Origin of the sequence: Actinomadura verrucosospora, from assembly GCF_039540335.1 — a bacterium.
In the GTDB taxonomy this organism is placed as follows: domain Bacteria; phylum Actinomycetota; class Actinomycetes; order Streptosporangiales; family Streptosporangiaceae; genus Spirillospora; species Spirillospora verrucosospora.
The window spans coordinates 76,534-101,813 of sequence record NZ_BAABEV010000029.1; the positions used below are offsets into that span (position 1 = coordinate 76,534).

Annotated in this window: 20 protein-coding genes; 4 read left to right on the forward strand and 16 right to left on the reverse strand. The window is 73.3% G+C overall.

Annotated elements, in window-relative coordinates:
* Positions 1-129 precede the first annotated feature (129 nt).
* Positions 130-2,985: an ATP-binding protein gene (locus ABD944_RS27350; RefSeq protein WP_345181419.1), complete on the reverse strand. Its 2,856-nt coding sequence runs from the start codon at positions 2,983-2,985 to the stop codon at positions 130-132.
* A 125-nt stretch (positions 2,986-3,110) separates the two neighbouring features.
* Between ABD944_RS27350 and ABD944_RS27355 the strand changes: the two genes are divergently transcribed.
* Together ABD944_RS27355 and ABD944_RS27360 are read left to right on the forward strand one after the other, a co-directional pair.
* A complete protein-coding gene (locus ABD944_RS27355) occupies positions 3,111-3,650 on the forward strand; it encodes a dihydrofolate reductase family protein (protein ID WP_345181422.1) in 540 nt (179 codons plus the stop codon).
* A 114-nt stretch (positions 3,651-3,764) separates the two neighbouring features.
* The gene (locus ABD944_RS27360) at positions 3,765-5,399 is read left to right on the forward strand and encodes an AMP-binding protein (RefSeq protein WP_345181425.1); all 1,635 of its coding nucleotides are present in this window, start codon (positions 3,765-3,767) and stop codon (positions 5,397-5,399) included.
* Between the two features lie 13 nt (positions 5,400-5,412).
* On the opposite strand, the gene asnB is transcribed toward ABD944_RS27360, so the two are convergent.
* Genes asnB through ABD944_RS27380 form a run of 4 tightly spaced genes read right to left on the reverse strand, consistent with a single transcriptional unit; the run spans position 5,413 to position 10,806 of the window.
* The gene (gene asnB, locus ABD944_RS27365; RefSeq protein ID WP_345181427.1) at positions 5,413-7,236 is read right to left on the reverse strand and encodes an asparagine synthase (glutamine-hydrolyzing); all 1,824 of its coding nucleotides are present in this window, start codon (positions 7,234-7,236) and stop codon (positions 5,413-5,415) included.
* 35 nt (positions 7,237-7,271) lie between these two features.
* Positions 7,272-8,069, reverse strand: coding sequence for an alpha/beta hydrolase (locus tag ABD944_RS27370; protein ID WP_345181430.1), 798 nt, complete (start codon positions 8,067-8,069; stop codon positions 7,272-7,274).
* The gene (locus tag ABD944_RS27375; RefSeq protein WP_345181432.1) at positions 8,066-9,631 is read right to left on the reverse strand and encodes an amino acid adenylation domain-containing protein; all 1,566 of its coding nucleotides are present in this window, start codon (positions 9,629-9,631) and stop codon (positions 8,066-8,068) included. Before ABD944_RS27375 ends, ABD944_RS27370 begins: the two co-directional genes overlap by 4 nt.
* Positions 9,628-10,806 (reverse strand): acyl-CoA dehydrogenase family protein, encoded by a 1,179-nt coding sequence (locus ABD944_RS27380; RefSeq protein ID WP_345181433.1) that lies wholly within the window; start codon positions 10,804-10,806, stop codon positions 9,628-9,630. The genes ABD944_RS27375 and ABD944_RS27380 overlap by 4 nt, the downstream gene beginning before the upstream one ends.
* Positions 10,807-11,288: 482 nt before the next feature.
* Here ABD944_RS27380 and ABD944_RS27385 point away from each other — a divergent pair, with 482 nt between their 5' ends.
* Both ABD944_RS27385 and ABD944_RS27390 read left to right on the forward strand, forming a co-directional pair.
* Positions 11,289-11,573 (forward strand): acyl carrier protein, encoded by a 285-nt coding sequence (locus ABD944_RS27385; protein ID WP_345181435.1) that lies wholly within the window; start codon positions 11,289-11,291, stop codon positions 11,571-11,573.
* A 1-nt stretch (position 11,574) separates the two neighbouring features.
* Positions 11,575-12,924 carry a TrpB-like pyridoxal phosphate-dependent enzyme gene (locus ABD944_RS27390; protein WP_345181438.1) on the forward strand — a complete coding sequence of 450 codons (1,350 nt, stop codon included), beginning with the start codon at positions 11,575-11,577 and terminating at the stop codon, positions 12,922-12,924.
* Between the two features lie 72 nt (positions 12,925-12,996).
* Here ABD944_RS27390 and ABD944_RS27395 read toward each other — a convergent pair whose 3' ends face one another.
* From ABD944_RS27395 to ABD944_RS27445, 11 genes are all read right to left on the reverse strand, one after another.
* Positions 12,997-14,589 (reverse strand): sialidase family protein, encoded by a 1,593-nt coding sequence (locus ABD944_RS27395; protein WP_345181441.1) that lies wholly within the window; start codon positions 14,587-14,589, stop codon positions 12,997-12,999.
* A gap of 57 nt (positions 14,590-14,646) precedes the next feature.
* Positions 14,647-15,771 carry an alanine racemase gene (locus ABD944_RS27400; RefSeq protein ID WP_345181443.1) on the reverse strand — a complete coding sequence of 375 codons (1,125 nt, stop codon included), beginning with the start codon at positions 15,769-15,771 and terminating at the stop codon, positions 14,647-14,649.
* Positions 15,768-16,595 carry an amidohydrolase family protein gene (locus ABD944_RS27405; RefSeq protein WP_345181446.1) on the reverse strand — a complete coding sequence of 276 codons (828 nt, stop codon included), beginning with the start codon at positions 16,593-16,595 and terminating at the stop codon, positions 15,768-15,770. Before ABD944_RS27405 ends, ABD944_RS27400 begins: the two co-directional genes overlap by 4 nt.
* A complete protein-coding gene (locus ABD944_RS27410) occupies positions 16,592-17,494 on the reverse strand; it encodes an IclR family transcriptional regulator (protein ID WP_345181449.1) in 903 nt (300 codons plus the stop codon). The genes ABD944_RS27405 and ABD944_RS27410 overlap by 4 nt, the downstream gene beginning before the upstream one ends.
* A gap of 32 nt (positions 17,495-17,526) precedes the next feature.
* A complete protein-coding gene (locus ABD944_RS27415; protein ID WP_345181451.1) occupies positions 17,527-19,077 on the reverse strand; it encodes an N-acyl-D-amino-acid deacylase family protein in 1,551 nt (516 codons plus the stop codon).
* The gene (locus ABD944_RS27420; protein WP_345181454.1) at positions 19,074-19,562 is read right to left on the reverse strand and encodes a RidA family protein; all 489 of its coding nucleotides are present in this window, start codon (positions 19,560-19,562) and stop codon (positions 19,074-19,076) included. Before ABD944_RS27420 ends, ABD944_RS27415 begins: the two co-directional genes overlap by 4 nt.
* Before the next feature lie 37 nt (positions 19,563-19,599).
* Positions 19,600-20,592, reverse strand: a complete 993-nt coding sequence (locus ABD944_RS27425; RefSeq protein ID WP_345181457.1) for an ABC transporter ATP-binding protein — start codon at positions 20,590-20,592, stop codon at positions 19,600-19,602.
* Complete coding sequence (locus tag ABD944_RS27430) at positions 20,589-21,647, reverse strand: ABC transporter ATP-binding protein (protein ID WP_345181459.1); 1,059 nt, start codon at positions 21,645-21,647, stop codon at positions 20,589-20,591. The genes ABD944_RS27425 and ABD944_RS27430 overlap by 4 nt, the downstream gene beginning before the upstream one ends.
* On the reverse strand, positions 21,644-22,594 hold the full coding sequence (locus ABD944_RS27435) for an ABC transporter permease (protein ID WP_345181462.1): 951 nt from the start codon (positions 22,592-22,594) through the stop codon (positions 21,644-21,646). Before ABD944_RS27435 ends, ABD944_RS27430 begins: the two co-directional genes overlap by 4 nt.
* Positions 22,591-23,550: an ABC transporter permease gene (locus ABD944_RS27440; RefSeq protein WP_345181465.1), complete on the reverse strand. Its 960-nt coding sequence runs from the start codon at positions 23,548-23,550 to the stop codon at positions 22,591-22,593. The genes ABD944_RS27435 and ABD944_RS27440 overlap by 4 nt, the downstream gene beginning before the upstream one ends.
* Before the next feature lie 62 nt (positions 23,551-23,612).
* Positions 23,613-25,250, reverse strand: coding sequence for an ABC transporter substrate-binding protein (locus tag ABD944_RS27445; protein WP_345181468.1), 1,638 nt, complete (start codon positions 25,248-25,250; stop codon positions 23,613-23,615).
* Between the last annotated feature and the right edge of the window lie 30 nt (positions 25,251-25,280).

The following is a 25,280-nucleotide window of genomic DNA, read 5'->3' on the forward strand; positions in this document are numbered from 1 at the left end:
GCTGTGAGACTCGGCTCACCGCAGAGTGCGCTGAGTAGTCGCCGCACTACATCGTGGAAACCACTCTTTCCAGTGGCCGGATGGTGCCGCGCGGTCCAGGAAAACCCCGAACATCACTCCCGCCGGCGGTCACCTCGCGTCGAAAAGGCGGGTTCGGTGGGCCCATGCGGCGGCTTCGAGACGGGTCGTGACACCCAGCTTGGCCAGGATGTTCGACACATGGACGCCGGCGGTCTTGGCGGAGATGAACAGCCGCTCGCCGATCTGGCGGTTGCTCAGCCCGGCGGCCACGAGCTCCAGTACTTCGAGCTCGCGGCCGGTGAGCCCGGCCGGGGCCTCCCGCCGGGCGGGCGGGGCGGCCGCGCCGGAGGTCAGCCGGGACCGCCTGGCCAGCTTCTCGGCCTCGGCGCGCAGAGGAGCCGCCCCCAGGCCGGTCGCGATCGACGTCGCTTCGGCCAGTAGGACGGCGGCCTGCTTCCTGTCCTGGGCCGACAGGGCCGCGCGTGCGGCGCGCACCAGGGTCTCGGCCAGGGCGTACGGCTGCTCCAGGTCGCGCCACGCCGCAATCGCCCGGTGCCATGCGCCGAGGCCGGGCTCTCCCGCCTCGGCCTCGAACGTCACCTGGTACGCCCGCTGGAGCCGGCCGCCGACCGTGAGCTTCCCGGCCCAGGTGATCAGCCGCTCCATCGAGCCCCCGGCCCGCCGGTGGTCGTTCAGGCCCTGCGCGGCGGCGAGCAGCAGGGGCCAGCCGTACCGGGGGCTGGCCAGCAGGTCGTGGTCGTCGAGGACGTGGCCGACGACCGCGGTCAGCGCCCCGGCGTCCTGCCTGACGCGGGCCAGCCGGCAGTCCAGCAGATCGGGTTCCAGGCACGACTCCTCTCCGCGGCTGTTGCCGCGCATGGCGGCCCTGGCCTGCCCGGCCGCCGCCCCGGCCCGGTCCAGGTCTCCCCGCCTGAGGTCGACGGTCGCCTGGATCACCCGCAGGTACGCCTGGTAGAGCGGCGGCGGCGCCAGGCTCAGGGCGTTCCGGTTGACCTCGCTCGCCTCGGCCCAGCGACCGAGCGAGAGCAGCGACTCCGACAGGTTCGGCGCCAGGAGCGTGCCGCGGGTACGGGCCAGCCCGAGGCCGTCCGCGAGGGCCATCCCCTCGCGCGCGACCCGCGCCGCCCGGGCATGCTCGCCGGCGGCCTCCAGGGCGTCCGACTCGGTGGCCGCCACCAGGAGCCGGGTGTCGTGCGCCCCGGCGTCGGCGGCGGCCGCGCCGGCCTGGCCGAACAGATCGCTCGCGGTCGCCGGGTCCGCCCCGGCCGCGGCCAGCGCGCCGAGCGTGACGAGCGCCCTCGCCTGGACGGCGCGGTCACGGGTCCGCCGCCCGATCTCCAGCGCCTCCTCGGCCGCCGCCCGGGCCGGCGCGAACCGGCGGTGGTTGCGCTGGGCGGTGGCCAGCTCGGCCAGCAGCCGGCCGCGCACCGCCGAGAGCGGGGCCGGCGGCAGCGACCGGACGGCCCTCACCAGGTCGGGCAGCGGATCCTCGCCGTTGCGGTCGCGCAGCGCCGCCCGGATCTCCAGCAGCGCGGCGGCGCGCTCGGGACCGGGCGACTCGTCCAGCGCGGCGGTCGCCACGGCGATCCCGGCCTCCAGCTCGCCCGCGTTCAGGCAGGCCTCGGCGGCCATCTCCAGGACCGCGGCCCGGTCGGCGCCGATCCGGTCCGGCAGGTCCGGCAACCGGTCCCACAGCCGCAGGACGCGGTCGAGCATGCGGTGGCGCTCCGCGTACGCGTACGCCCTGCGGGCCGACTCGGCGGCCCGCCAGGCGGCCTCGGCGGCGCGGGCGTCCTCGCCGGCCGCGTACCAGTGCACGGCGATCTCGATCAGGGCGCGATCGGCGGGGACCAGCCGCGGGTCGGCGCTGATCGCCTCTGCGCAGCGCCGGTGGAGCCGCACGCGCTCGCCGGGCAGCAGTCCGTCGTAGACCGCCTCGCGGATCAGGTCGCGGCGGAAGGCGTACCCGCCCTCGACCACGTCCAGGAGCCTGCGGCGCACGAGCGGCCGGAGCGCGTCCTCGAACTCCAGGTCGCCCATCCCGGTGAGCGCGGCCAGCAGGGCGTGCTCCACGGGCCCGGCCGCCACCGCGGCCGCGTGCACGACCCGCCGGCTCGGCTCGGGCAGGCGCTCGACGTCCGTCCGCAGCAGTTCCCGCAACGACCGGACCGGGGCGTCGCCGGCGTCCACCAGCGCCTCGACGAACAGCGGGTTCCCGCCGCTGCGGCGGAAGATCCGCTCCACCCGCGGCTCGTCGGGTTCGTGGTCGAGCAGAGCGCCGACCTGCTGCGCCACCGCGTCACGGGTCAGCCCCGCCAGCGCGATCCGGTGGACGCCCTCCACGCGCGAGACCAGCGGCCGCAGCGGATGCGCGGCGGTGATCTCGTCGGGCCGGTACGTCCCGACGAGCAGCAGGCCCGGTCCGCCGACGTTCTGCGCGAGGAAGGCCAGGAGCTCGCCGGTCGAGCGGTCGGCCCAGTGCAGATCCTCCAGGACCACGACCAGCGGCCGGTCGGCCGCGCCGCCCTCCAGCAGCAGGAGGATCTCCTCGAAGAGCCGGGCACGGCCGAGGGCGCGGTCCGGGTCACCGTCGTCCTCTCCCAGCTCCGGCAGCAGCCGGGCCAGCCCCCGCCTGCCGCCGCCCGGGAGCAGCCTCGTCGCCGCGGGGACGCCCATCGCCCGCACCAGCCGGCGCAGGGCCGTCACGAAGGGGCCGAACGGCGGCCCGTCCATGCCCAGATCGGTGCAGCCGCCCACCACCGTTCGCGCGGAGGACCCCAGCCCGGACGTGAAGTCCCGCACCAGCCTGGTCTTGCCCATGCCGGCCTCGCCGCCGACGAGCACCACGGTCGCCGCGTGCCGGGCCTCGCCGTACGCGGCCAGAAGTGCCGCACGCTCCGGCCCTCTGCCCACCAGCACCGGGCTCACCAAACGGCTCGCCATCGCCACAGAATAGCCCGCGCCCGAAATCTAAAGAGGCGATGACGGTCCGTCTTGGGCATCAGCCCAATGTGCTCGCCTCCCGTGCCCGAGATTCTGGAGGGACACCAGACCGAAAGGGATCCCCCATGCGCATCCGCACACACATGGCCGTCAGCGTCGACGGTTTCATCGCCTCACCGGACGGGCTGCCCACCATCCTCACCGCACCGGACTTCGAGTCCGGCGTCTCGCACGGCCATCCGGAGTTCATCGCCGACTGCGGCGCGGTGGTCATGGGCCGCAACACCTTCGCGCCCGCGGTGGGGTCGTCGCACTGGCCGTGGCCGAACCTCCGGGTCTTCGTGCTCACCGGCGGTCCCCTCCCGGAGGGGACCCCCGACGGCGTCGTGTCCGCCTCGGACCCGGCCGAACTGCTCCGTCTCATGCGGGAGGCGGACTTCACCGGCGACGTCCACCTGGTCGGCGGCCGGCAGACCATCCAGGCGTTCCGCGACATCGACGCGCTGGACGAACTCGGCGTGGTCGTCATGCCCATCCTCCTCGGCGACGGCCTCCGGCTCACCATGGAGAAGAGCGGCGCCGCCCCCCTCCAGCTCACCGGCTCCCGCACCTTCCCCGACGGGTCCGTCGAGCACCGGTACTCGCTGGTCCGCGACCGCGCCTGACCGGAATTCGGGCGCGGTTCCAAGGGTGGTGACCGGGCGGGAATCCGGGTTATGTTGATCTCCAATTCCGCGCGGACCGTCCACCCTTCCCGAAGATGTGATGGTGGTGCAGGCATGACCCCGACCTCTGCGAGCTACCGTGACCGCGGCTGGTGGCGGGACGAGACCTTTCTCGACGACCTCCGGCGGCACGTGCGCGAAAGGCCGGAGAAGGCGGCGGTCGTCACCAGGCGCCAGTCCGACGGGCGGACGCACCGGCTCGACTACGCGCGGCTCGCCGCCGCCGCCGACCGGTGCGCCGGCGCTCTGGTCGAGCTCGGCCTGCGGCCCGGGGACGTGTTCGCGGCCCAGCTCACCGACCGGTGGGAACTCGCCGCGATCACGCTCGGCTGCATCCGGGCCGGGGTCGTGTACTGCCCCCTCATGAAGACCTACCGGCGCCGCGAGCTCGACGTCATGCTGCGCGTCACCGAGGCGCGGGTCCTCGTCACCATGGAGGAGGACAACGGCGACCGGCTGGGCGAGCTCGGCGCCGAGCTGGCCGCGGAGCTGCCGTCCCTGGAGCGCGTGTTCGTCGCGGACGGGCAGGGACCGGACGGCACCGAGGACTTCGAGTCGTTCTTCTTCGGGACCGCCTGGGAGGAGCGGCACGGCCACCTGCTCGACGAGCGGGAGCTCGGGCCCGACGACCCGTACCTGGTCCTGTTCACCTCGGGCACGACGAGCGATCCCAAAGGGGTCCTGCACAGCCAGAACACCTTGTACGCCGCCGTTCGCGGCGAGGCGGAGACCTTCGGCCTCGACGAGACGCTCGTCATGTACACCACCGCGCTCTACACGCATTACACCGGTGTCGTGCAGGGCATGCTGATGCCGCTGACGCTGGGCGGCACCATGGCGTTCCAGGACGCCAAGGACCCCGGCGACGCTCTCGACCTCATGGCCCGGCACGGGGTCACGTTCTTCTACTGCGCCCCCTTCTACCTGCTGAGCCTGATCAAGGAGCAGCGGTCCGCGCCGCGCGCGCTGCCCGCACTGGCGTGGCTGGTCAGCGGCTCGGCGCCGATCCCCCCGTACTTCATCGCCGAGACCGCGAGCGTCTTCGGGCTGCGGTTGCACTCGCTGTGGGGCATGACCGAGAACGGCCCGGTGACGATCACCCGCCCGGACGATCCGGAGGACTGGGCCGCCCACAGCGACGGGAGCCCCATCTCCGACATGGAGCTGCGGATCGACCCCGTGTCGGACCGGACCGGGGGCGAGGGCGTGCTGTGGGTGCGGGGGCCGACGCAGTGCCTCGGCTACTACCGGCGGGACGAGCTGTACGCCGCCGACCTCGACGAGGACGGATGGTTCAACACCGGCGACCTGGCCCGGCCGGACGGCCGGGGCGGCATCCGGATCACCGGCCGGGCCAAGGACATGATCCTGCGCAACGCGAACATCGCGCCGGTCACCGACCTGGAGTCGATCATCGGACGGCATCCGGGCGTGCGCGACGTCGCGGTCATCGGCATCCCCGACGAGCACGAGGACGAGACGATCTGCGCGGTGGTGACGCCGGTCTCCGCGGCCTCCCCGGTCACCCTGGAGGAGTTGCAGAGCTCCCTGGACGAGGCCGGGATGACCAAGGCGTACTGGCCGCGGCGGCTCGAACTCCTGGAGGTCCTTCCCACGACCGCGACGGGGAAGATCCGGAAGGAGGAGCTGCGCCGGCGCTACGCGCGGCCGGAGGGGACGCGGGGGTGACGGCCGCCCCGGGTCACGCCACGACGCGGACCCGGGTGAGCCACCGGTTCAGTTCGAGCAGGTAGGACAGGCCGATCGCCGAGGTCCGAGCGGTGATCGGGCCGGGCAGCGCGTCCAGCTCGGAGGTGACCGCCCGGCGGACCCTCGCCCGGTCCATGAGGTCGAACAGCGGCGCGCCCGGCTCGTCGATCATCTCGATGACCAGGTTCTTCAGCGTCTCGACGTAGCCGGGGTCCCGGCTGGCCGGGTAGGCGCTCTTGGTCCTGTTCACGATCTCCTCCGGGAGCAGGTCCGCGCACGCCCGGCGCAGCAGCGCCTTCTCCGTCCCCCCGTCGGCCTTCATGTCCGCGGGCACGTTGAACAGGTACTCGGCGAGCCGGTGGTCGGCGAAGGGCACCCGCACCTCGAGGCCGACGGCCATGCTCATCCGGTCCTTGCGGTCCAGCAGCGCGCCCAGCCAGCGGGTCAGGCCGAGGTGGAAGACCTCCCGCTGCCTGCGTCCGGTGCGGTCCTCCCCGTCCACGTGCGGGACCTCCGCCAGCGCCTCCCGGTAGCGGTCGGCCTCGTACTCCTCCGGCCGGATCGCGCGCCTCACCTCCTCGCGGAGCAGGAACTGCGGCTGGCGCCGCGCGTACATCCAGGGGAACGAGGTGTGCCGGACGTACCGGTCGTCGACCTGCCAGGCGTAGCCGCCGAACATCTCGTCGGCCGACTCCCCCGACAGCGCGACCGTGCAGTCTTCCCGGACCCCGCTGAACAGGTGGTACATCGAGATGTCGAGATCGCCCCAGCCGGGGAGGTCGCGCGCCCGCAGCCCGCGGTCGAGCCCCTCGACGAGAGCGCCGGTGCCGACCTGGACCACGGAGTGCTTGAGGCCGAGCCGTTCGGCGACCAGGCGCGCGTACGGCTCGTCCGGGCTGGGCCGCCACAGGTCGCTGCCCGGGCGCGCCGGCGCCGGGACGCTCACCGAGTAGCTGGTCAGCTCCCCCGCGAACTCCCGCGCCGCCAGGGCCGTGATCGCGCTGGAGTCGATCCCTCCGGACAGCAGCGTGCCGACCGGCACGTCCGCCACGATCTGGCGCCTGACGATGTCGGTGAGCAGGGAGCGGACCTCGTCCGTCGTCGCGCGGAAGTCCTCGGTGTGGGGGCGGGCCTCCAGCCGCCAGTACCGGCTCTCGCGGCATCCGGAGGCGTCGGCGACGACCAGGCACCCCGGCTTGAGCTCCCGCATCCCGCGGTAGACGGCGTGGCCGGGCGTCCTCGCGCGCGGGACGGCCGTCAGCTCGGCGAGGCCCTCCAGATCCACCTCGGCCTTCATCTCGGGATGGGCCAGCAGCGCCTTGGGCTCCGACCCGAAGATGATCCCGTCGCCCAGCCGGGCGTAGTAGAGCGGTTTTATGCCGAGCCGGTCCCTCACCAGAAGCAGCCGTCGCGCGTGTTCGTCCCAGATGGCGAAGGCGTACATTCCGTTGAGGCGCGTGACGAGATCCGCGCCCCATTGGAGGTAGGCCGTCAGCAGCACTTCGGTGTCCGACCGGGTGCTGAACGACCAGCCGGCGGAGCGCAGCTCCGCACGGAGCTCGTGGAAGTTGTAGATCTCGCCGCTGAACGTGATGACGACCGGCTCGCCGTCGCGCCCGTCCCGCCGCATGGGCTGCCGCCCGCCCTCGATGTCGATGACGGCGAGCCGCCGGTGGCCCAGTGCGGCGTGGCGGGACAGCCACGTCCCCTCGTCGTCGGGGCCGCGCGGCGCCTGGGTCCGCGTCATGGCGGTCACGACGGGGCCCTGCGCGGAGAGGTCCCGCGTCCAGTCGGCCCATCCGGTTATGCCGCACATGTGCGCTCCTTCCGTTGTCCTCTTGGGTGCGCGGGTCAGGCGGAAAGGAGGCGGCTCCGCGCGAACGCGAAGAGGTCGGGAAGGCCGGCGTTGACGAACTCCCAGTCGTGCCCGCCGGGCCGTTCCCGGTAGCGGTGGGGAACGGAGCCGGCCGCGAGGGCCGCGCGCATTCTCCGGTTCATGCCGATCATGCGGGGATAGTCGTCCAGGCCGACGTCGAGATGCACTTCGATCGGGTGCTTCGCGTCCCGGTCCCGGAGCGCGCGGTACGGGTCGTACTCGCGCCGGACCTCGCTGCCGACCGGCCCCCAGACGCGCTCGTGGTCCCTCGTGGTCGGCATGGCCAGCCTCTGCCCGTCCCGCAGGTGGTCGTAGGGGTCGCCTTCCCGCAGGGGGGCCTCGAAGGCGCCCGCGTTGCTGCACACCACCGAGAACACCTCACCGTGCCGCAACGCCTGGTAGAGGGCGGCGGCCCCGCCCATGGAGAACCCGCCGACGCCTCGCCCGTCCCGGGACGCCACGGTGTTGAAGGCGTCATCGACATGGCCGACGACCTCGTGCACGAGGTAGTCCTCGTAGCGCCGCCCCCGGGCGTCGTTGATGAACCACGAGCGTCCGGATTCGGGGAGGACCACGACCAGCCCGGCCGAATCCACGACGGTCGAGAGGTCGCCGCACTGGAGCCATGTGTTCCGGTTGCCGCCGAAGCCGTGCAGGAGGTACAGCACCGGAAACGCGCGGCCGGTCGACGAGTACCGGGACGGCAGGAGGACGTTCACCGACTTCTCCCGGCCGATCGACGCGCTCCGCCACGTCTCGGTCAGGACTTTCATCGCGGATCCGCCCGGGTCTCTCCCAGCCGCTTCCGGTCGATCTTCCCGGTCCCGGTGACCGGGAACGCGGTCCTGACGTGGAACCGCTCCGGGACCATGTAGCGCGGGATCTCGGCCAGGCAGTGCCGGCGCACGGCCGAGACGTCGAGCGGGTGCGTCTCGGGGACCACGTACGCCTCGACGACCCGTTCCCCGGTGCCGTCGTCGACCGCCACGCACGCGGCCTCCCGGACGTTGTCCGCGGCCGACAGGACCGCCTCGATCTCGCCGATCTCGACGCGGTGGCCCCGTATCTTCACCATGTCGTCCTCACGTCCGCAGAAGACGTAGTTCAGCTCGTCGTCGAGCCGGACCAGGTCTCCGGTCCGGTACGCGCGCACCGTCTCCAAGCCGGCCTGGGCGATCGACAGGGTCCTCTCCGCCGTGAGGTCGTCGTCGCGCCAGTAGCCGAGCATCACCGAGTCTCCGGCGACGCACAGCTCCCCGGACGCGCCCGGCTCGTGCTCCACCGGACGCCCGGCCCCGTCGACGATGAACGTCGCCGCGTACGGGCAGGCGCGGCCGATCGGCACGGGCTGCCGCCGGTGCTCCGCGACGTCCGACTGGCGGACCCGGTGGAAGACACAGACGTTGGTCTCCGTCGGGCCGTAGAGGTTGTAGAAACCGACCTCCGGGACGAGCGAGTGCAGGTGCCGGAGCCGGGCGATCGGGAACGTCTCACCGGCGAAAAGGACGACCCGCAGCCGCGACCCGGCCAGCAGTCCGCTGTTCTTCGCGGCCAGCATGCGGGTCAGCGCTCCGGGAACCGAGTACCAGACGGTGATGCGCTGCTCGGCGACGAACTTGTTGAGGGCGCCCCCGAGCCCGACCTGGCTCTCGGGGACGAGCACCACGCAGCCGCCCGCCCTGCACGTCGCGAACAGGTCGAGCACGGACAGGTCGAAGTGAAAGGGCGCGTGGCTGGAGACCCGGTCGGCGGGGCCCAGACCGAATTCGTCGACCGCCCATTCCACGAACGCGCGGGCATTGCCGTGGGAGAGCACGACGCCCTTGGGGACGCCCTTCGATCCCGATGTGTGGAGGATGAAGGCCGGACTGTGGAGGTCGAGGACGGGTCCGGCTTCGCCCTCCGCCGGAGCGGCGGCGAGCGCCTCCTCCCAGCCGGTGACGGACGCGTCCGCGGCCGGACCGGTGGACACGATCCGGCAGGAGGAGTTCTTCCGCAGCCATTCGACCCGGTCGTCCTGGGCGATCACGCAGGCGGCCTCGCAGTGGGCGATGATGTGGCCGGCCCGTTTGAAGGGCGCGCTCGGGTCGACGGGCACGTAGGCCGCGCCGGCCTTCAGCACCCCGTAGACGGCGATGACCGCCTCGATCGACTTGTGCAGCCACAGGACGACCCTGTCACCGGGGACGACGCCGCCTTCGGCCAGCGTGCGGGCGAGGGCCGAACTGAGCCGGTCCAGCTCGCCGTAGGTCAGCGCCTCGCCCCGGAACTCGACCGCCGGGGCCTCCGGACGCGTTCCGGCCCAGTGGCGCAGGCAGTCGCTCAGACCGTTCACCTTCCCTCCCCGCCTCCCTCGGATTCCGGCCAGGCGAGGCCGAGCTTCCCGGAGATGATCACTCGCTGCATGTCCGAGGTGCCCGAGGAGATCGTCATGCCGAGGGCGTCCCGGAGATTGCGCTCGGCGCGCCCGTCGGAGGAATAGCCGAGCGCCCCGTACACCTGCATCGCGCTGGTGAAGATCTCCGCCGCCGCTTCGCTCACGTACAGCTTGCCGACCTCGGGGAAGATGCTCGCCTCCGCGCCGTCGAGTTCCGCCGCGGCGCGGTGCAGGAGCATCCGGGAGATCTCCCAGCGGATCCGCATGTCGACGATCCTGTTGGAGACCGACTGGTACCGCCCGATGTGCCTGCCGAACTGGCGGCGCCGCCGGCAGAAGCGCGTGCACTCCTCGATCTCCCGCCCCATGACGCCGAGCCACGGCGCCAGCAGAAGCGCCCGTTCCCACGCCATCGTCTGCGCGAACACGGCGGATCCCTGCCTTTCGGCACCGAGCCGCCGGGAGGCGGGAACGCGGCACCCGTCCAGCTCGACCTCGCCCCAGCGGGCGGTGCGAAGACCCATCTTCTCGGCCTGCTCGTGCACCGAGACGCCGGGATCGCCGCGCTCGACCAGGAAGGCGGTGACTCCGGTGAATCCGAGCTCCGGGTCGACGGTCGCGTAGACGACGAACACGTCGGCGACGGGCGCGTTCGTCACATAGCGCTTGCGTCCGGTCAGGACGTAGGAGTCGCCGTCGCGCTCGGCCGTGGTGGCGAGCGACAGCGCGTCCGACCCGCTTCCCGGCTCGGTCATCGCGTTGGCCCCGACGAGCCGGCCGGCGGCGAGCCCGGGCAGGTACGCGCGCCGCTGCTCCTCGTCGCCGAACTTCCAGACCGGCACCTCGACGGCCAGGACGTGGGCGCCGATCGCCATCATGAGGCCGTTGTCGAGGCAGCCGTGCCCGAGACCCTCCATCGCGTGCGCATAGTCGACGGGACCGCACCCGGATCCCCCGTATTCGGACGGCAGGATCAGGCCGAGCACACCCTGCTCGGCGCACCGCGACCAATCGTCGCGGCTGAACAGCCCGATCCTGTCCCGCTCGGTCACGTCCTTGCTCAGCGCCTCTTCGCCGAACGCGCGGAAAACGCGGTACAGCCCGTCCTGGTCGCCGTCCCATTCGAACCGCATGGCTCTCCAATCCCCCGAGCGGGATGTCATGCCATATCGAGAATCGCCGGCGGCGGGACGGTCGCCACCACCGCGCGGAATCGCAAGCGTCGCCCCTCCGGTCCGCCAGGCGGCCACGGGAAACCCGGCCGCGCCGCACCGATCGCTGTCATTGTGCATCCGTGAAGCGATCTTGAGAAGCCCAACTTCTGCCAAATGGCCGCCGGCGGAGAGCTCCGTACGGCCTCTTGCGCCCCCCGGACGCCTGTCGTACGGTACGGACCGTCAGCCAATCGAAGCGGAAAACGTTCCGGCCGTGGACGGCCTGCCACCGGTTCGTCGGCAAGAACCGGGGCTCGGACGGCCAGGTCGCCGGTAAGCGATGCGCCGTTCCCCGAAACGGGCGCCCTCCCTCCGCGGGTATCGATTCCCGTCCTGCCGACTCACTCCTGCCGACTCACCCCCGCCATTCCCGGGCCGACGCCGCAGACGAGGTGCATGCCATGGATCGTGCCAGCAACGCGGATCTGCCGGCGCAGATCAAGAGCATCATGATCCGCGTTCTCGATCTGGACGTCGCCCCCGAACGCCTGGACGACACGGTCTCGCTCTACTCGCCGGTCGTGGGCATGGACTCCCTGAGCCTGCTGCACACCCTCGTGGAGATCGAGAAAGAGTTCGGCATCGAGATCGACGACGAGGACGTGATGCTCGCCGAACTGAGGAACGTGGGAAGCCTTATCGACATGATCAGCGGAATCATCGGCGCGGAGGGCGGAAAAGCGTAACATGCGCGATGTTTTCGAACTGGACCGTGACCGGGTTCCCACGCACTGGTACAACATCCTCGCCGACCTTCCGATCGAGGTGCCCCCGGCACGGCCGGCGCCGCCGAGGAACGGCGGTTCGGCGCCACTGCAGCCGCAACTGCCGTTGTCGATGTACCGCCAGAGCATCGGCCGTGAGCGCTACGTCGAGATACCCGGCCCCGTTCGATCGGAGTACCAGCGCTGGCGCCCGACACCCCTTTTCCGGGCGTCCAGGCTGGAGAAGGCCCTCGACACCCCGGCGCACATCTATTTCAAGTACGAAGGCACCAGTCCGTCCGGCAGCCACAAGATAAACACCGCGCTGGCACAGGCCTATTACTACGGCAGGTCCGGCGTCAGGGAGATGGTGACGGGGACCGGCGCCGGCCAGTGGGGCACCGCGCTCGCGATGGCCTGCCACCCCTACGGGATGGCCTGCACCGTGTTCATGGTGCGGTCCAGCTACGAGCAGAAGCCGTACCGGGGCACGCTGATGCGGTTGAACGGGGCCGAGGTCGTCCCGAGCCCCAGCACGAGGACGGAGGTGGGCAGGGCCGCCCTGCGCGCCGACCCGGATTCGCCGGGCACCCTCGGGATCGCCAACGCCGAGGCGATCGAGTACGCCAACGGCCGGAAGGAGGCGCGGTTCTCGATCGGCAGCGGAGAGAACCACGTCCTCATGCACCAGACGGTCATCGGCGAGGAGGCCCTGCTGCAGATGGAGCTGGCCGGCGAGTTCCCCGACGTCGTGATCGGCGCGATGGGGGCGGGCAGCAACTTCGCGGGGCTGACCTTCCCCTTCTACCGGGCGGCGCTGGCGGAGAACACCGGGACGCGGTTCCTGGCGGTGGAGCCCGACGCGTGCCCCAAGATGACCAGGGGCAGCTACATGCTGGACTACACCGACTACTCCGGTGTGACCCCCGCGGTCAAGATGTACACCCTGGGGCACACGTTCACGGCCTACCACATCCACGCCGGGGGCCTGCGATACCACGGCGCCGCTCCGATCGTCAGCGCCATGTACGACAACGGCATGGTGGAGGCGACCTCCTACTCCCAGACCCGCGTCTTCGAGAGCGGCGCCGCGTTCGCGAAGGCCGAAGGGCTCGTTCCCGCCCCCGAGTCGGCCCACGCCGTCGCCGCCGCGATCGACGAGGCGGTGCTGGCGCGGGACGAGGGCGAGGAGCGGGTCGTCCTGGTCGGTCTCAGCGGCCATGGACTGCTGGACCTCGGCGCCTACGAGAGCCACCTCTCCGGGCAGACCGTCGACGTCGCTCCCACCGACGAGGAGATCAAGGCGTCCCTGCGCCTCATCGAATCGCTGTGACGGACGTCGGCACGCCACCGGTGGTGACGTGCCGACCTGGCTCTCCGCCCTCGTCCCGTCGGGACGTGCGGGTCAGGGAGCGGCGGGGGCGCGGACGCCCAGCTCGGCCAGGACGGCCGCACCGCTGGACCGGGTGATCTCGACCTGGACCCTGTCGACCGGGGCGCCGGCGTCGACGCGGAACCAGGTGAGGTCGTCTCCCCAGCGCACGCGGTAGTCGAGGTCGCCGACCGCGTGCCACGCGCCGTCCGAGGCGGTCCGGACCTTGATCTGCGCCGCTTCGGCGTGGCCCGGCTTGAGCGCCATGCCGGCCTCGGCGACCCGGGTCGGCTCGTCGAACGTGATCGTGTACTGGGCCGGGGCCGCCGTGGCCTTCCAGGCGGCGTCGTAGTAGCCGACCACGCCGTCGATCGGCCCGGTGCGCCCCACCTTCGGCTGGCTCGGGGCCGTGTACACGAGGTCGGTGTCGATCCCGAGCCGGCCCGCGGCGTGCAGCGCGGCCAGGTCCACGCGGCGCGGGTCCGCCGGCTCCGACCGGATGCCCGCCACATCGACGAAGTCACCGACCAGCTGGCTCCGGTCGGAGTCGAAGCCGAGCACGAGGACCCGGCCGGGAGAGACCTCCGCGACGGCGGGGTTGGCCTGGTCACCGGTCCCGGAGTCGTACACCAGCTCGCGCGGCGCGCCCGTCCACGGCCGGTCGGGGTGCCGCAGGACGGCGCCGACGGTTCCGCGGCGGTTGGTGAAGTGCCCCGACAGGTCGCCGTAGGCGAGGAAGACGTCGCCGTTCCGCAGGACCTCGGTGTGGGCCGAGGAGGTCACCAGGTCGATCTCGGCCGGGGGCGTCCAGGTGCGGCCGCCGTCGCGCGACCAGGACTCCTGGGAATGGACCGCGCCCATCGTGGAGGCTCCCGTGCCGATGCGCAGCAGGGCGTGGACGGTCCCGTCGCGCAGGACGGTGAGCACGGGCTCCTGGTAGTGCGTGCCCTGCGCGGACGCGATCAGCGACTCGGTGCCCGCGTGCCAGGACGCGCCGCCGTCCAGGCTGCGCACGACGGTGGCGCGCTGCCAGCGGTCGTCGGGGACCGTGCCGTAGAGGGGGATGATCAGTTCGCCGGAGGGCAGCTCCTTGATCTGGCCGTGGCTCGCCGCCCATCCCAGCTCGTAGGTGTCGACGATGTCGGACTCGCCGCTCATCGAGGTCCGCACCGCCGCGGGCTCGGACCAGCTGGCCCCGCCGTCGTCGCTGTGCCGGACGAACACGCCCATCGGCTCGGGGGGCGCGACCGAGTAGTCGATCTGGAACCAGCTCAGCAGGAGCCTGCCCGAGCGGAGCTGGGTGATCATCGGGTCGCGGTCGTCGTACGGGGAGTCGTGGACGGCCTCGGGCGGCGACCAGGTGCGGCCGCCGTCCCGGCTGTCGAGCATCACCAGCCGGCCGTCCTGCCCGGTGTGCCCGGCCCCCTCCCGCGCCACCGCGACGAGGGACCCGTCGCCGAGCCGCTCCATGTTCGGGAAATGCAGCTTCTTGCCCGGCGCCGCCTGGGCGACGATCACGTCGGGACGGTCCGGAGCCGAGGGGGTGGACGGGCTCGCGTGCGCCACGGCGCCCGGAAGCCCCAGCGCGAGCAGGGCGCCCATGGCGATGGAGATACCTCGATGCATTCGCATGGCTCCCGGATAGAACACGGAATATCATTCCATGTCAATGCTCGAATTCCGTTAATGGCGCGCCCGGATCGGCTGGCGTTCGGCGGCGCGGTCGCCGTCCACGAAGTACAGCGCGCTCCACATGTTGGTCGTGCCGCAGGCGTGGTTGGGGACGACGCGCAGCAGGTCGCCCACGCGCAGGCCGGCGGTTCCGGGCCCGGTGAGGTAGCCGTGCTCCTCGTTGCCGCCGGTGAACTCCACTCCGTCCAGCGGGGCGCCCGCGGCGTCGCAGACGACGCCCAGCGTTCCGGCGGTCGCGACGGAGTCGGAGCTCATCGCCTTGATCCCCGCGTCGATGATGACGGTCCCGGGGCGCTGGGCGCTGGTGACGCGGGTCAGCACGGTCTGCGCGCACTGGTCGATCCCGGCGCTGCCCAGGCCGACCTGGTTGGCGTCGTAGTAGACGTAGGTGCCGGGGCGCGCCTCGGTGACCCCCGCGGCGAACGGCGCGGACGTGGCGCCGGGGGTCGAGCCGACCGAGACCAGGGGGCACTCGTGCCCGGCGGTGCGCAACGCCTCGGCGACCTGCGCCAGCGTGCGTCCGGCGAGGTCGCCCGCCGCCTCCAGCCCCGGGCGGTCGGGACCGTGCGCGGCGAGATGCCCCTCATGGGTGAGGACACCCCGCATCTCCAGAGCGGGCAGCGCGGAGAGCGCGCCCGCGCTCTCGACGGCCTTACCGGGATCGACGCCCGCCCGGTGCAGGCCCGTGTCGACCTCCAGGACGAACGGGACGGTGACCCCGCTGGAGGAGGCCGCGTCCGACAGCGGCCCGGCGGCCTCCAGCGAGTCGAGAGCGATGGTCAGCCCACCCCGGGCCAGGGCCTGGACGGCGAAGGCCACCTTGGCGGGCCCCACCGGTTGGTGCGCCCACAGGACGTCATCGACGCCCGCTTCCTGCAGGAGCCCGACCTCGGGGGGCGTGGCGCAGGTGAACCCTGTCGCGCCGTGAGCGAGCTGGCGGCGCGCGACCGCGAGGCATTTCGACGTCTTGAAATGGGGCCGCAGCGCGATCCCGGCGGCCCCGATCGAGCTCGCCATGGCGGCCAGGTTGGCCTCCATGCGGGCCCGGTCGACGAGCAGCGCGGGTGTCGGAAGGGCGTCCAGGGGCAGCCCGCCGGGCGGGAGGTCCGGGTTCATGCCAGTCCCATCCGGGGCCGCGGGTCCCCGTCCAGCAGCCACTCGACGGTCTCCTTCTTGATCTCGGGGAAGCCGGAGGGTCGCTGCCCGGCCATCTCGCGCAGCCCCGCGACGGCCTCGGCGGGCGTCCACAGCGGGAAGTCGGACCCGAAGACGAGCCTGTCGACCACGTCCCACTCCTGGGCGCGGGCCAGCGCCAGATAGCCGTCCATGGGACGAGCCCAGCACGCCGACACGTCGGAGTAGACCCGGCGGTTCTTGCGCAGGGTCACGATCGTCTCGCGCTGCCAGGGGTGCCCGAGGTGCGCGATGATCTGGACGAGGCCGGGGTGGCGGCGCGCGACGTCGTCCACGACCAGGGGGTTGCTGACCGACAGGTCGCCCGCCGGGCTCGGCGTGGCGCCCATGTGCCACAGGACGACGAGCCCGGCGTCGGCCGCGGCCCGGTAGAACGGGTCGTAGGCGGTGTCGCGCGGGTCGAACAGGGCCAGCACCGGATACAGCTTGATGCCGCGCAGCCCGCGCGCGACGCCGTCGGCGAGCTGGTCGAGCACGTCGGGGTCGGTGGGGTCGAGCGCCATGAACCCGATCGTCTCCGTGGCGGTCTCCGCGCAGAACCGCTCGGTGTACTCGTTCGGGGTGAGGACCCCGGCGGCCGTGGCGCGGATGCCGAACACGCACGCCGCGGTCACGTCCGCCATGGCGCGGTCGTAGTCGGCGGGAGTGAACTCGTGGGCTCCCCGCCCGTAGACGGGTCTCCAGTGGTGCTCCCACTCGTGGCCCCAGTGCTCGGGCCGCTGGCAGTGGGTATGGAAGTCGATCAAGCATCCTCCCGGGTGCTGGGCGCGCCGGAGCGCAGGGACGAGCGCAGGTACTCCAGGGCGGCGACGACGTCGGCGTCGGCCGCGAGGTCCGCCGCCGCGGCCCGCAGGCCCTCCAGGTAGTCGGCGCGGCGGTCGCCGTCGAACTCGGCGGACGGCCCGGACACGCTGAGGGCGGCCACGCAGTCGCCGCCCACCTCGACGGGCACGGCGACGCAGCGGAGCCCGACGCTGCCCTCGTTGTCGTCGAGGGCGTGACCGCGCTCGGCCGTGGCCCGCAGGTCCTCGGCCAGGGCGCTCGCCGTCGTGAGGGTGTGCTCGGTGCGGGCCGGGAACGGCTCGGGCGGCAGGTGCGCGGCGACCTTGGACGGGTCGAGCCGGGCGAGCAGCATCTTGCCGAGCCCGGTGCAGTGGGCGGCGTCGCGGGTGCCCGGCATGGTGTGGAACCGGATCGGCCGGTCGGGCTCGCGGACGCACACGTGCAGCACCTCCCGGCCGTCCAGCACGCCGAGGTTCGCGGTCTGGCCGGTGGCCTCGGCGACCTTCGCCAGGTGGCCTCCCGCCACCTGGGACAGGTCCAGCCCGGTCAGGTACGCGGTGGACAGCGTCAGGGTCTTGTGGCCGAGCCGGTAGGCGGGCCGCTCGTCGGCGCGGACCACGTAGCCCATCTCCTCCAGCACGCCGAGGAGCCGCACGAGCGTGCTCTTCGGCAGGCCGGTGCCGGCCGAGAAGTCGTTCAGGGTGAGGGCGCCGCCCTGCGCGGCGAGGCGTTCGAGCAGCGCCAGGCCCCGTGCCAGGGCGTTGGCGTGGTAGTTCGCCGCCGCCGGGCGGTCGTCGTCCACGTTGGCGCGGCGGGCCGCGGGCCGCGTGCCGGCGGCTCTCGTCCCTCTGGCTCTGTCCATGGTGCCTCGTCTCTGTTCTGGGGATGCGCGGTTCAGGGGACGCGCAGGATCTCGCCGGGCCGCGCGCCGCCGTGCGCGCCGTCCTCGACGACGGCGCGGCCGCCGACGACGACCGCGCGGATCCCGTCCGGATATCGCTGGGGTGCTGCGAACGTAGCCCGATCGGCGATGCGCGCGGGGTCGAAAACGACGATGTCCCCGTGCACCCCCGGCCGCAGGACGCCGCGCCCCGCGAGCCCCGCCCGCTCGGCCGGCGCGGACGTGCACCTGCGGACGGCCTCGGCGAGCCCGAGCAGGCCCGGCCGGACGTACGCGGCGAACAGCCGCGGGTAGCAGCCGTAGGAGCGGGGATGCGGCGTGCCGCGCCCGGTCGGCCCGGCGGGGTCGAGGGCCTGGCCGTCGGAGCCGATGACCCCGGCGGGATGGGTGAGCGCGTCGGCGAGGTCGCGTTCGCTGCGGCCTCCCGCCACCATCTGGACGGCGTTGCCGTGCTCGGCGACGAGGTCGAGCACGAGGTCCGGCGGTTCCGTCCCGGCCTCGGCGGCCAGGGCGGTGACGGGGCGCCCCCCGACGGTGATGTCGTCCCAGGAGTTCGGCATGTCCCGCCACCCGTCCCGGACGCGGGCGCGGACGGCGCGGCCGTCGAGCCGGGCCCGCATCGCCCGCTCGCCGCCCTCCTGCGCCCACGCGGGCAGCAGCTGCGACAGCGGCGCGTTCCCGGCGAGGTAGGGGTAGATGTCGAAGCCGACGTCCAGCCCTGCGGCCCGCGCGGCGTCGATGAGCTCCAGCGCCCGCGCGACGGAGCCGTGGTTGCGCCGCCCGACCGCGACCAGGTGCGAGATCTGGGTGCGGCAGCCGGTGGCCGCCGCGACCCGCAGCGCCTGCCGCACGGAGTCGAGCAGCCCGTCGGCGTAGTCGCGCACATGCCAGGCGAACAGCCGGCCGTGCGCGGCGGCCGTGCGGCCGAGCGCCTCAAGCTCGTCTTCGCGCGCGTAGCAGGCGGGCGCGTAGACCAGGCCGGTGGAGACGCCGGCGGCGCCCGCCGCGAGCGCGTCGCCGAGCAGCCCCCGCATCCGGTCGAGCGCGGCGGCGTCCGCCGGGCGGTCGCCGAACCCGACGGCGGCCGCGCGCAGCGGCGTGTGCGCGACGAGCGCGGCCACGTTCACGGCGGGGCGCGCGGCGTCGAGCGCGGCCAGGTAGCCGGGCAGGTCGGCCCAGTCCCAGCGGACGGACGGGTCCAGGTCGAGGTAGCCGGCGGCGGCGCGCAGCGCCTCCCGGTCGTCTCCGGCGGCGACGGGCGCGACGCCGAGGCCGCAGTTGCCGACCACGACGGTCGTGATCCCCTGCCGGACGGCGCTGTGCGCCTCGGGGGACGACAGGAGGGTCAGGTCCGAATGGGTGTGCACGTCCACGAAACCCGGCGCGACGACGTGACCGGACGCGTCGATCGTCCGGGCAGCGGGGCGCCCGGCCAGGTCGCCGATCCCCGTGACCCGCCCGCCGGTGACGGCGACGTCCGCGCGGACCGGCGCGGCCCCGGTGCCGTCGGCGAGGGTCCCGCCGGCGATGAGCAGATCGATCATGGCGCGGCCGGCTCCGGGCGCAGCCGGAACGTGGCCCCCACCTCGACCGGGCTGCCCGTGGGCAGGGCGGCGACGCCGAGCGCGACCCGCGCGTGCCGCCCGGCGCCGTCGCCGAGCACCTCGGTGAACAGGGCCGTCGCGGCGTCGGCCACCAGATGCTGGTCGGTGAACCCGGGCGCGGACGCGACCCACACCGAGACCGCCTCGACATGCGCGACCGCGCCGAGCCCGCCGTCACCGGACAGCTCGTCCCGGACGGCGGTCAGGACGTTGCGGGCGCACTGCCGCGCGCAGGCGCGGGCGGTGTCGAGCGCGACCTCGTCTCCCACGCGGCCCTCGGCGAGCAGCCTTCCGTCGCGGACGGCGACCTGGCCGGAGGCGATCAGGATCTCCCCCGAGCGGCGCGCCGCGGCGACGGCCGGGCGCTCCCCCGCGGGCCCCGGGTCCGTGGAGGCGGCGGCCAGGCGCTGGTCGGCGTCGTGCATGGTGACTCCTTCGATGGCGGGTCGGACGGTGGCGGGGTCAGGCGGTGGCCGGCTCGGCGAAGTGGCAGGCGGTCGGATGGCCGGCCCCGGCGTGGGCGACGAGCGGCGGCGTCTCGGTCGCGCAGATGTCGCGCGCCTTCCAGCACCGGGTGCGGAACCGGCAGCCGGAGGGCGGGTCGATCGGGCTCGGCACGTCCCCGGTCAGCATGATCCGCTCGCGTCCGCCGCGGGCGCCGGGACGCGGGCGCGGCACGGCCGACAGGAGCGCCTGCGTGTAGGGGTGCGCGGGACCGCCGAAGATCTCCTCGCGGGTGCCGCGCTCCACGATCGTCCCGAGGTACATCACGGCGATCTCGTGCGAGACGTGCCGCACCACCGACAGGTCGTGCGAGATGAACAGGTAGGCCACGCCCAGCTCGCGCTGGAGCTCCCGCAGCGTGTTGACGACCTGCGCCTGGATCGAGACGTCCAGGGCGCTGACCGGCTCGTCCAGCACGAGGACCTTCGGGCCGAGGGCGAGCGCGCGGGCGATCCCGATGCGCTGGCGCTGCCCGCCGGAGAACTCGTGGGCGTACCGGCGGGCGTGCGAGGGCGCGAGCCGCACCATGTCGAGCAGCTCGGCGACCCGCTCGGGTCCCCCGTCCCCGTAGCGGCCCTGGACGCGCAGCGGCTCGGCGACGATGTCGTGCACGGTCATCCGCGGCGACAGCGACGCGTACGGGTCCTGGAACACCAGTTGCAGGTCGCGGCGCAGGGCGCGGAGCTCGGCGCCGCGCGCGCGGGTGACGTCCCGCCCGGCCACGACGATCCGGCCGGCGGTGGGCTCCAGCAGCCGCACCGCCATCCGCCCCGTGGTCGTCTTGCCGCAGCCCGACTCGCCGACGAGGCCGAGCGTCCGCCCGGCGCGCAGGGAGAAGTCGACGCCGTCGACGGCGTGGACGCTGCCGGTCCGCCTGCGCAGCGGCCCCGACCGCACCGGGAAATGCCTGGTGAGGCCGGTGACGCCGAGGACCTCGTCCGGTACGGTCATCGGTCGCCTCCCTTCTCCCCGCCGGGCGGGGCCATCTCGTGGTGGAAATGGCAGGCGCTCGCGCGCCCGGGACCGGACTGGGCGGGTTCGGGGCGCTCCACCCGGCAGCGGTCCCGCGCCATCGGACAGCGCGGCGCGAACGCGCACCCCCGCGCGATCTCGCCCGGCGCCGGCGGCGCACCGGGGATCGGGGTCAGCTCGCCGGCGTCGCCGTCCAGCGCGGGCAGGCTCTCCAGCAGCCCCCGCGTGTAGGGGTGCCGGGGCGAGTCGAAGATCGCCTCGACGGGGCCGTGCTCGACGACCCGCCCCGCGTACATCACCGCGACCCGGTCGGCGAGCTCGGCGACCACGCCGAGATCATGGGTGATCAGCACGGTGGCGGCGCCCGTCTCCCGCCGGGTCAGCCGCAGCAGGTCCAGGACCTGGGCCTGGACGGTCACGTCCAGGGCGGTCGTCGGCTCGTCCGCGATCAGCAGGTCGGGGTCGTTGGCGATGGCCATCGCGATCATCGCGCGCTGCCGCATCCCGCCGGAGAACTCGTGCGGGTACTGCTTCAGCCGCCGCTCCGCGCCCGGCACCCCGACCAGGGTCAGCAGCTCGGCGGCGCGCTCGCGCGCCTGCGAGCGGGACATGCCCGGCCGGTGCAGCCGCAGCGCCTCGCGGATCTGCGCGCCGACCGACAGGACGGGGTTCAGCGCGGTCATCGGATCCTGGAAGATCATCGCGATCCGGCCGCCGCGCAGCCGGCGCAGCTCGCGCGGGGGCATCGCGCGCAGGTCGGCCCCGTCGAACACGACGCGTCCCGACACGACCCGGCCCGGCGGCCTGACCAGCCCGAGCGCGGACATCGCCGTGACGCTCTTGCCCGATCCCGACTCGCCGACCACGCCGAGCGTCTCGCCCGGCGCGACGGTGTACCCGGCGCCGTCCACGGCCCGGACGGTCCCCTCGTCGCCGGCGAACTCGACGACCAGGTCCTCGATCTCCAGCAGCGGGCGTCCGTCCGCGCGCCCCGGGGTCTCCCGCGGGGTCGCCTTCCCGGCGGGCGCGCTCATGTCCGTCCCCCCGGCGTGACGGCGTCGCGGAGCCCGTCCCCGACGAAGTTGACGGCGAGGACCGTCACGGCGATCGCCACGCCCGGCGGTATCCACAGCCACGGCATCGTCTGGATCAGCGTCAGGTTCTGCGCGTCGTTCAGCATGTTCCCCCAGCTCGCCTGCGGCGGCCGCACGCCGAGCCCGAGGAAGGACGCGGTGGTCTCCAGCATGATCGCCTGCGCGACGGCCAGGGTGCCGGTCACGGTGACCGGCGCCAGCGCCGCGGGGACGATGTGCTTGCGGATCAGCCACCACGCGTTCGCCCCGCTCGCCTCGGCCGCCTGGATGTACTCGCGGTCGCGCAGCGACAGCGTCACGCCCCGCACCACCCGGCCCGCGACCGGCCACTGCGTCAGCCCGATGGCGACGATCAGCACGGTCACGCTCGGCCCGACGATCCCGGCGAGCACCAGGATCACCACGACGGTCGGGAACGACATGACGATGTCGGCGATCCGCATGATCACGTTGTCGGCCACGCCGCCGAACAGCCCGGACACCGAGCCGAACAGCGTGCCGACCACGACCGCGCCGAGCGCGGCGGCCAGGCCGACCAGCAGCGACACCCGTCCGGCGTGCAGGGTGCGGGCGAACACGTCGCGGCCGGAGGTGTCGGTGCCGAACCAGTGCGCGCCGGACGGGGCCTCGCGGACCGCGTCCAGGTCCACCGCGTTCGGATGCGCGGCGATCAGCGGCGCCAGCAGCGACGCCAGGACGACCGCGCCGAGCACGGCGCTCCCGGCGACGGCGAGGCGGTTGCGGCGGAACCGGCGCACGGCGCGCGCCCGGGGCGAGGCGGAGCCGGCGCGGCCCTCGCCGCCCCGCCCCTTCCCGGGCGGCGCGGCCTTCCCCTGACGGGGCCTTCTCAGCTTCTCGGCCGGCGCGCCGGCGGGCGTCGCGGTCATCGCAGGCTCACTCTCGGGTCGACGACGGCGTACAGCACGTCCGCGATCAGGTTGCAGAGCAGCACCAGCACCGCCACGTACAGCGCGAACCCGACGATCACCGGGTAGTCGTGCTGGCCGATCGAGCTGACCGCGAGCTGCCCCATGCCGGGCCAGGCGAAGACCTGCTCGATCACCACCGCGCCCGCCAGCATCTGCGGGATCTGGTACATCACCACGGTGATCAGCGGGATCAGCGCGTTGCGCAGCGCGTGCCGCAGCACGACGCGGGCCCGGGACGCGCCCTTGGCCTCGGCCGTGCGGACGTAGTCGGCGCCCAGCTCGTCCACCAGGCCGCCCCGCACGTAGCGGGTGAACGGCCCGGCGGTGACGAACGCCAGGATCAGCCCCGGAAGGATCAGGTGCCGGAGCTGGTCGGCGGGGCCGCCGCCGCCCGGAGTGGTCATCCCGGCGGACGGCAGCACGCCCCACTTCAGGGAGAACAGGTAGATCCCGACGATGCCGAGGAAGAACGGCGGCACCGACACCGCGGCCAGGCCGAGGACGGTGGCGCCGTAGTCGACCGCGGTGTTGCGGCGCACCGCGGCGGCGACGCCGAGCGCGATCGACACCGCGAGCGCGACCACCAGGGCGGCGCTCATGAGCTGCAGTGTCGGCCCGACCCGCTCGCCGAGCACCGCCGAGACGGGGCGGTGCCCGACGTAGGAGTAGCCGAAGTCGCCGTGCAGCGCGCCCGAGAGCCAGTGGCCGTACTGGACGACGACGGACCGGTCCAGGCCCAGCTCGTGCCGTTTGGCCTCGATGAAGGCGGCGCCGCCCCCGCGCATCTGCTCGGGGTCGACCATCATGCGGACCGGGTCGCCCGGCGCGACCCGCACCAGTACGAAGATCCCGACGCTGATCAGCAGGAACACGAGCGCGTTCACCAGCAGGCGCCGGACGACATAGGCCGCCACGCCTCACCCCCTCTCGTCGGTGCCGGCCGGGGCCGGGGCGAGCGGCCCCGGCCCCGGGCCGGTCAGCTCAGCTTCCAGTTCGCGAAGTCCCAGGTCCCGACCTCGTTGGTCGGCAGGCCGCACGGCTCGAAGCCCGACAGGCGCGTCCGGTAGGCCCAGACCGCGTCCGGGTTGTAGAGCCACAGGTACGGGACCTGCGCGTTCTCGACCCCGGCGGCCTGCTGGAACAGGCTCGTGCGCTGCGCCGGGTCGGCGACCGCGTCGGCCCGGGACAGCAGGCCGTCCAGCTTCGGGTCGCAGAAGCGGCCGATGTTGCCGCCCGCGGGGTAGCCCTGGTCGCAGGCGTCGATGGTCGCGACGGTGGACGGCTCGGTCGCGTAGTTGCCGCCGCCGAACAGCGCCATGTCGAACGACTTCTTCTCGTAGGAGGAGAGCAGCTCGTCCGCCTGCACCTGCTTGAGCTCCACGTTCACGCCGACGGCCTTGAGCTGGCTCTGGATCACCGTCACGGCGGTGTCGCGGTCGCGCTGTCCGGGGATCCACGACAGCGTGACGGGCTTGGAGCCGTCCCAGCCGGCGGCGGCGAGCAGGCTCCTGGCCTTCCCGGGGTCGTAGGCGTAGGCCTCCTTCGCCGACGCGCCGGCGTCCCCGTAGAAGCTGGAGTTCACGACCGTGCCCGCCCCGCCGAGCACCTTGCCGACCAGGCCCTCGCGGTCGATCGCGGTGAGGAGGGCCTGCCGGACGCGCGCGTCCTTGAACCGGCCCTGGGTCTGGTTGAGCGCGATCCGGGTGTAGCCGGGGCTCTTGGCCGAGACCACCTTGACGCCGTCCATCTTCCTGACGGTCGGAAGGTCGGTCGGCGAGACCTGGGTGAGGTCCATCTCGCCGGTGCGCAGCTGCGCGGTGGCCACGTCCGAGGTCACCGGCTTCAGGTACACCTTCTTGATCGACACCGGTTCCCGGAAGTGGGGGTTGGCCTTCAGCTCCACGTACTGGTCGGTCTTGTAGTCGACGAAGGTGAACGCCCCCGAGCCCACGGCCGGCTTGGTGAAGAACCCGTTGTCGCCGAGCCCCTTCGCCGGGACGCCGCCGAGGACGTGCTCCGGCAGGATCGGGGTGCCGCCGATCAGCCCGGGCAGGCCCGCCGCCGGCCGCGTCGTGGTGATCTTCACGGTGGCGGCGTCGGGCGCGGTCACCCCCGCCAGCGAGTCGGCCTTGCCGTCCGCCAGGGCCTTGGCGCCGGTCACCGCGGCGAACTTGCCCGCCTGGGCGCTGCCCGTCGCCGGGTCGGCGAGGGCGGTGTAGGTGAAGACCACGTCCTTGGAGGTGAGCGGCTCGCCGTCGCTCCACTTCAGGCCGGGCTTCAGCTTGAAGGTGATCGTCTTGGCGTCGCCGGACACCTCCGGCGCCGCGGCGGCCAGGTGCGGCTTCAGCCCGTAGGACGCGTCCGCGCCGTACAGCGAGTCGAAGACGAACGACATGACGAGCTGGTCGGGGCCGTTGTTCGGCGCGAGGGGGCTGAAGGTCTTCGGCTTCTGGTACAGGTACATGTTCAGCACGCCGGCATCGCCGCCGGAGGACTTCTGCGTCGGGTCGGAGCTGCAGGCGGCGAGCGCGGCTGCCGCGAGGGCGCCGCCCAGCACGGCCGCGACGGCCCGCCGGGTCGCGCCGGCCGTCGGTCTGCCGGAACGAATGGTCATTGACTTGCCTCTTCTCGGCGGTGGCCGGGA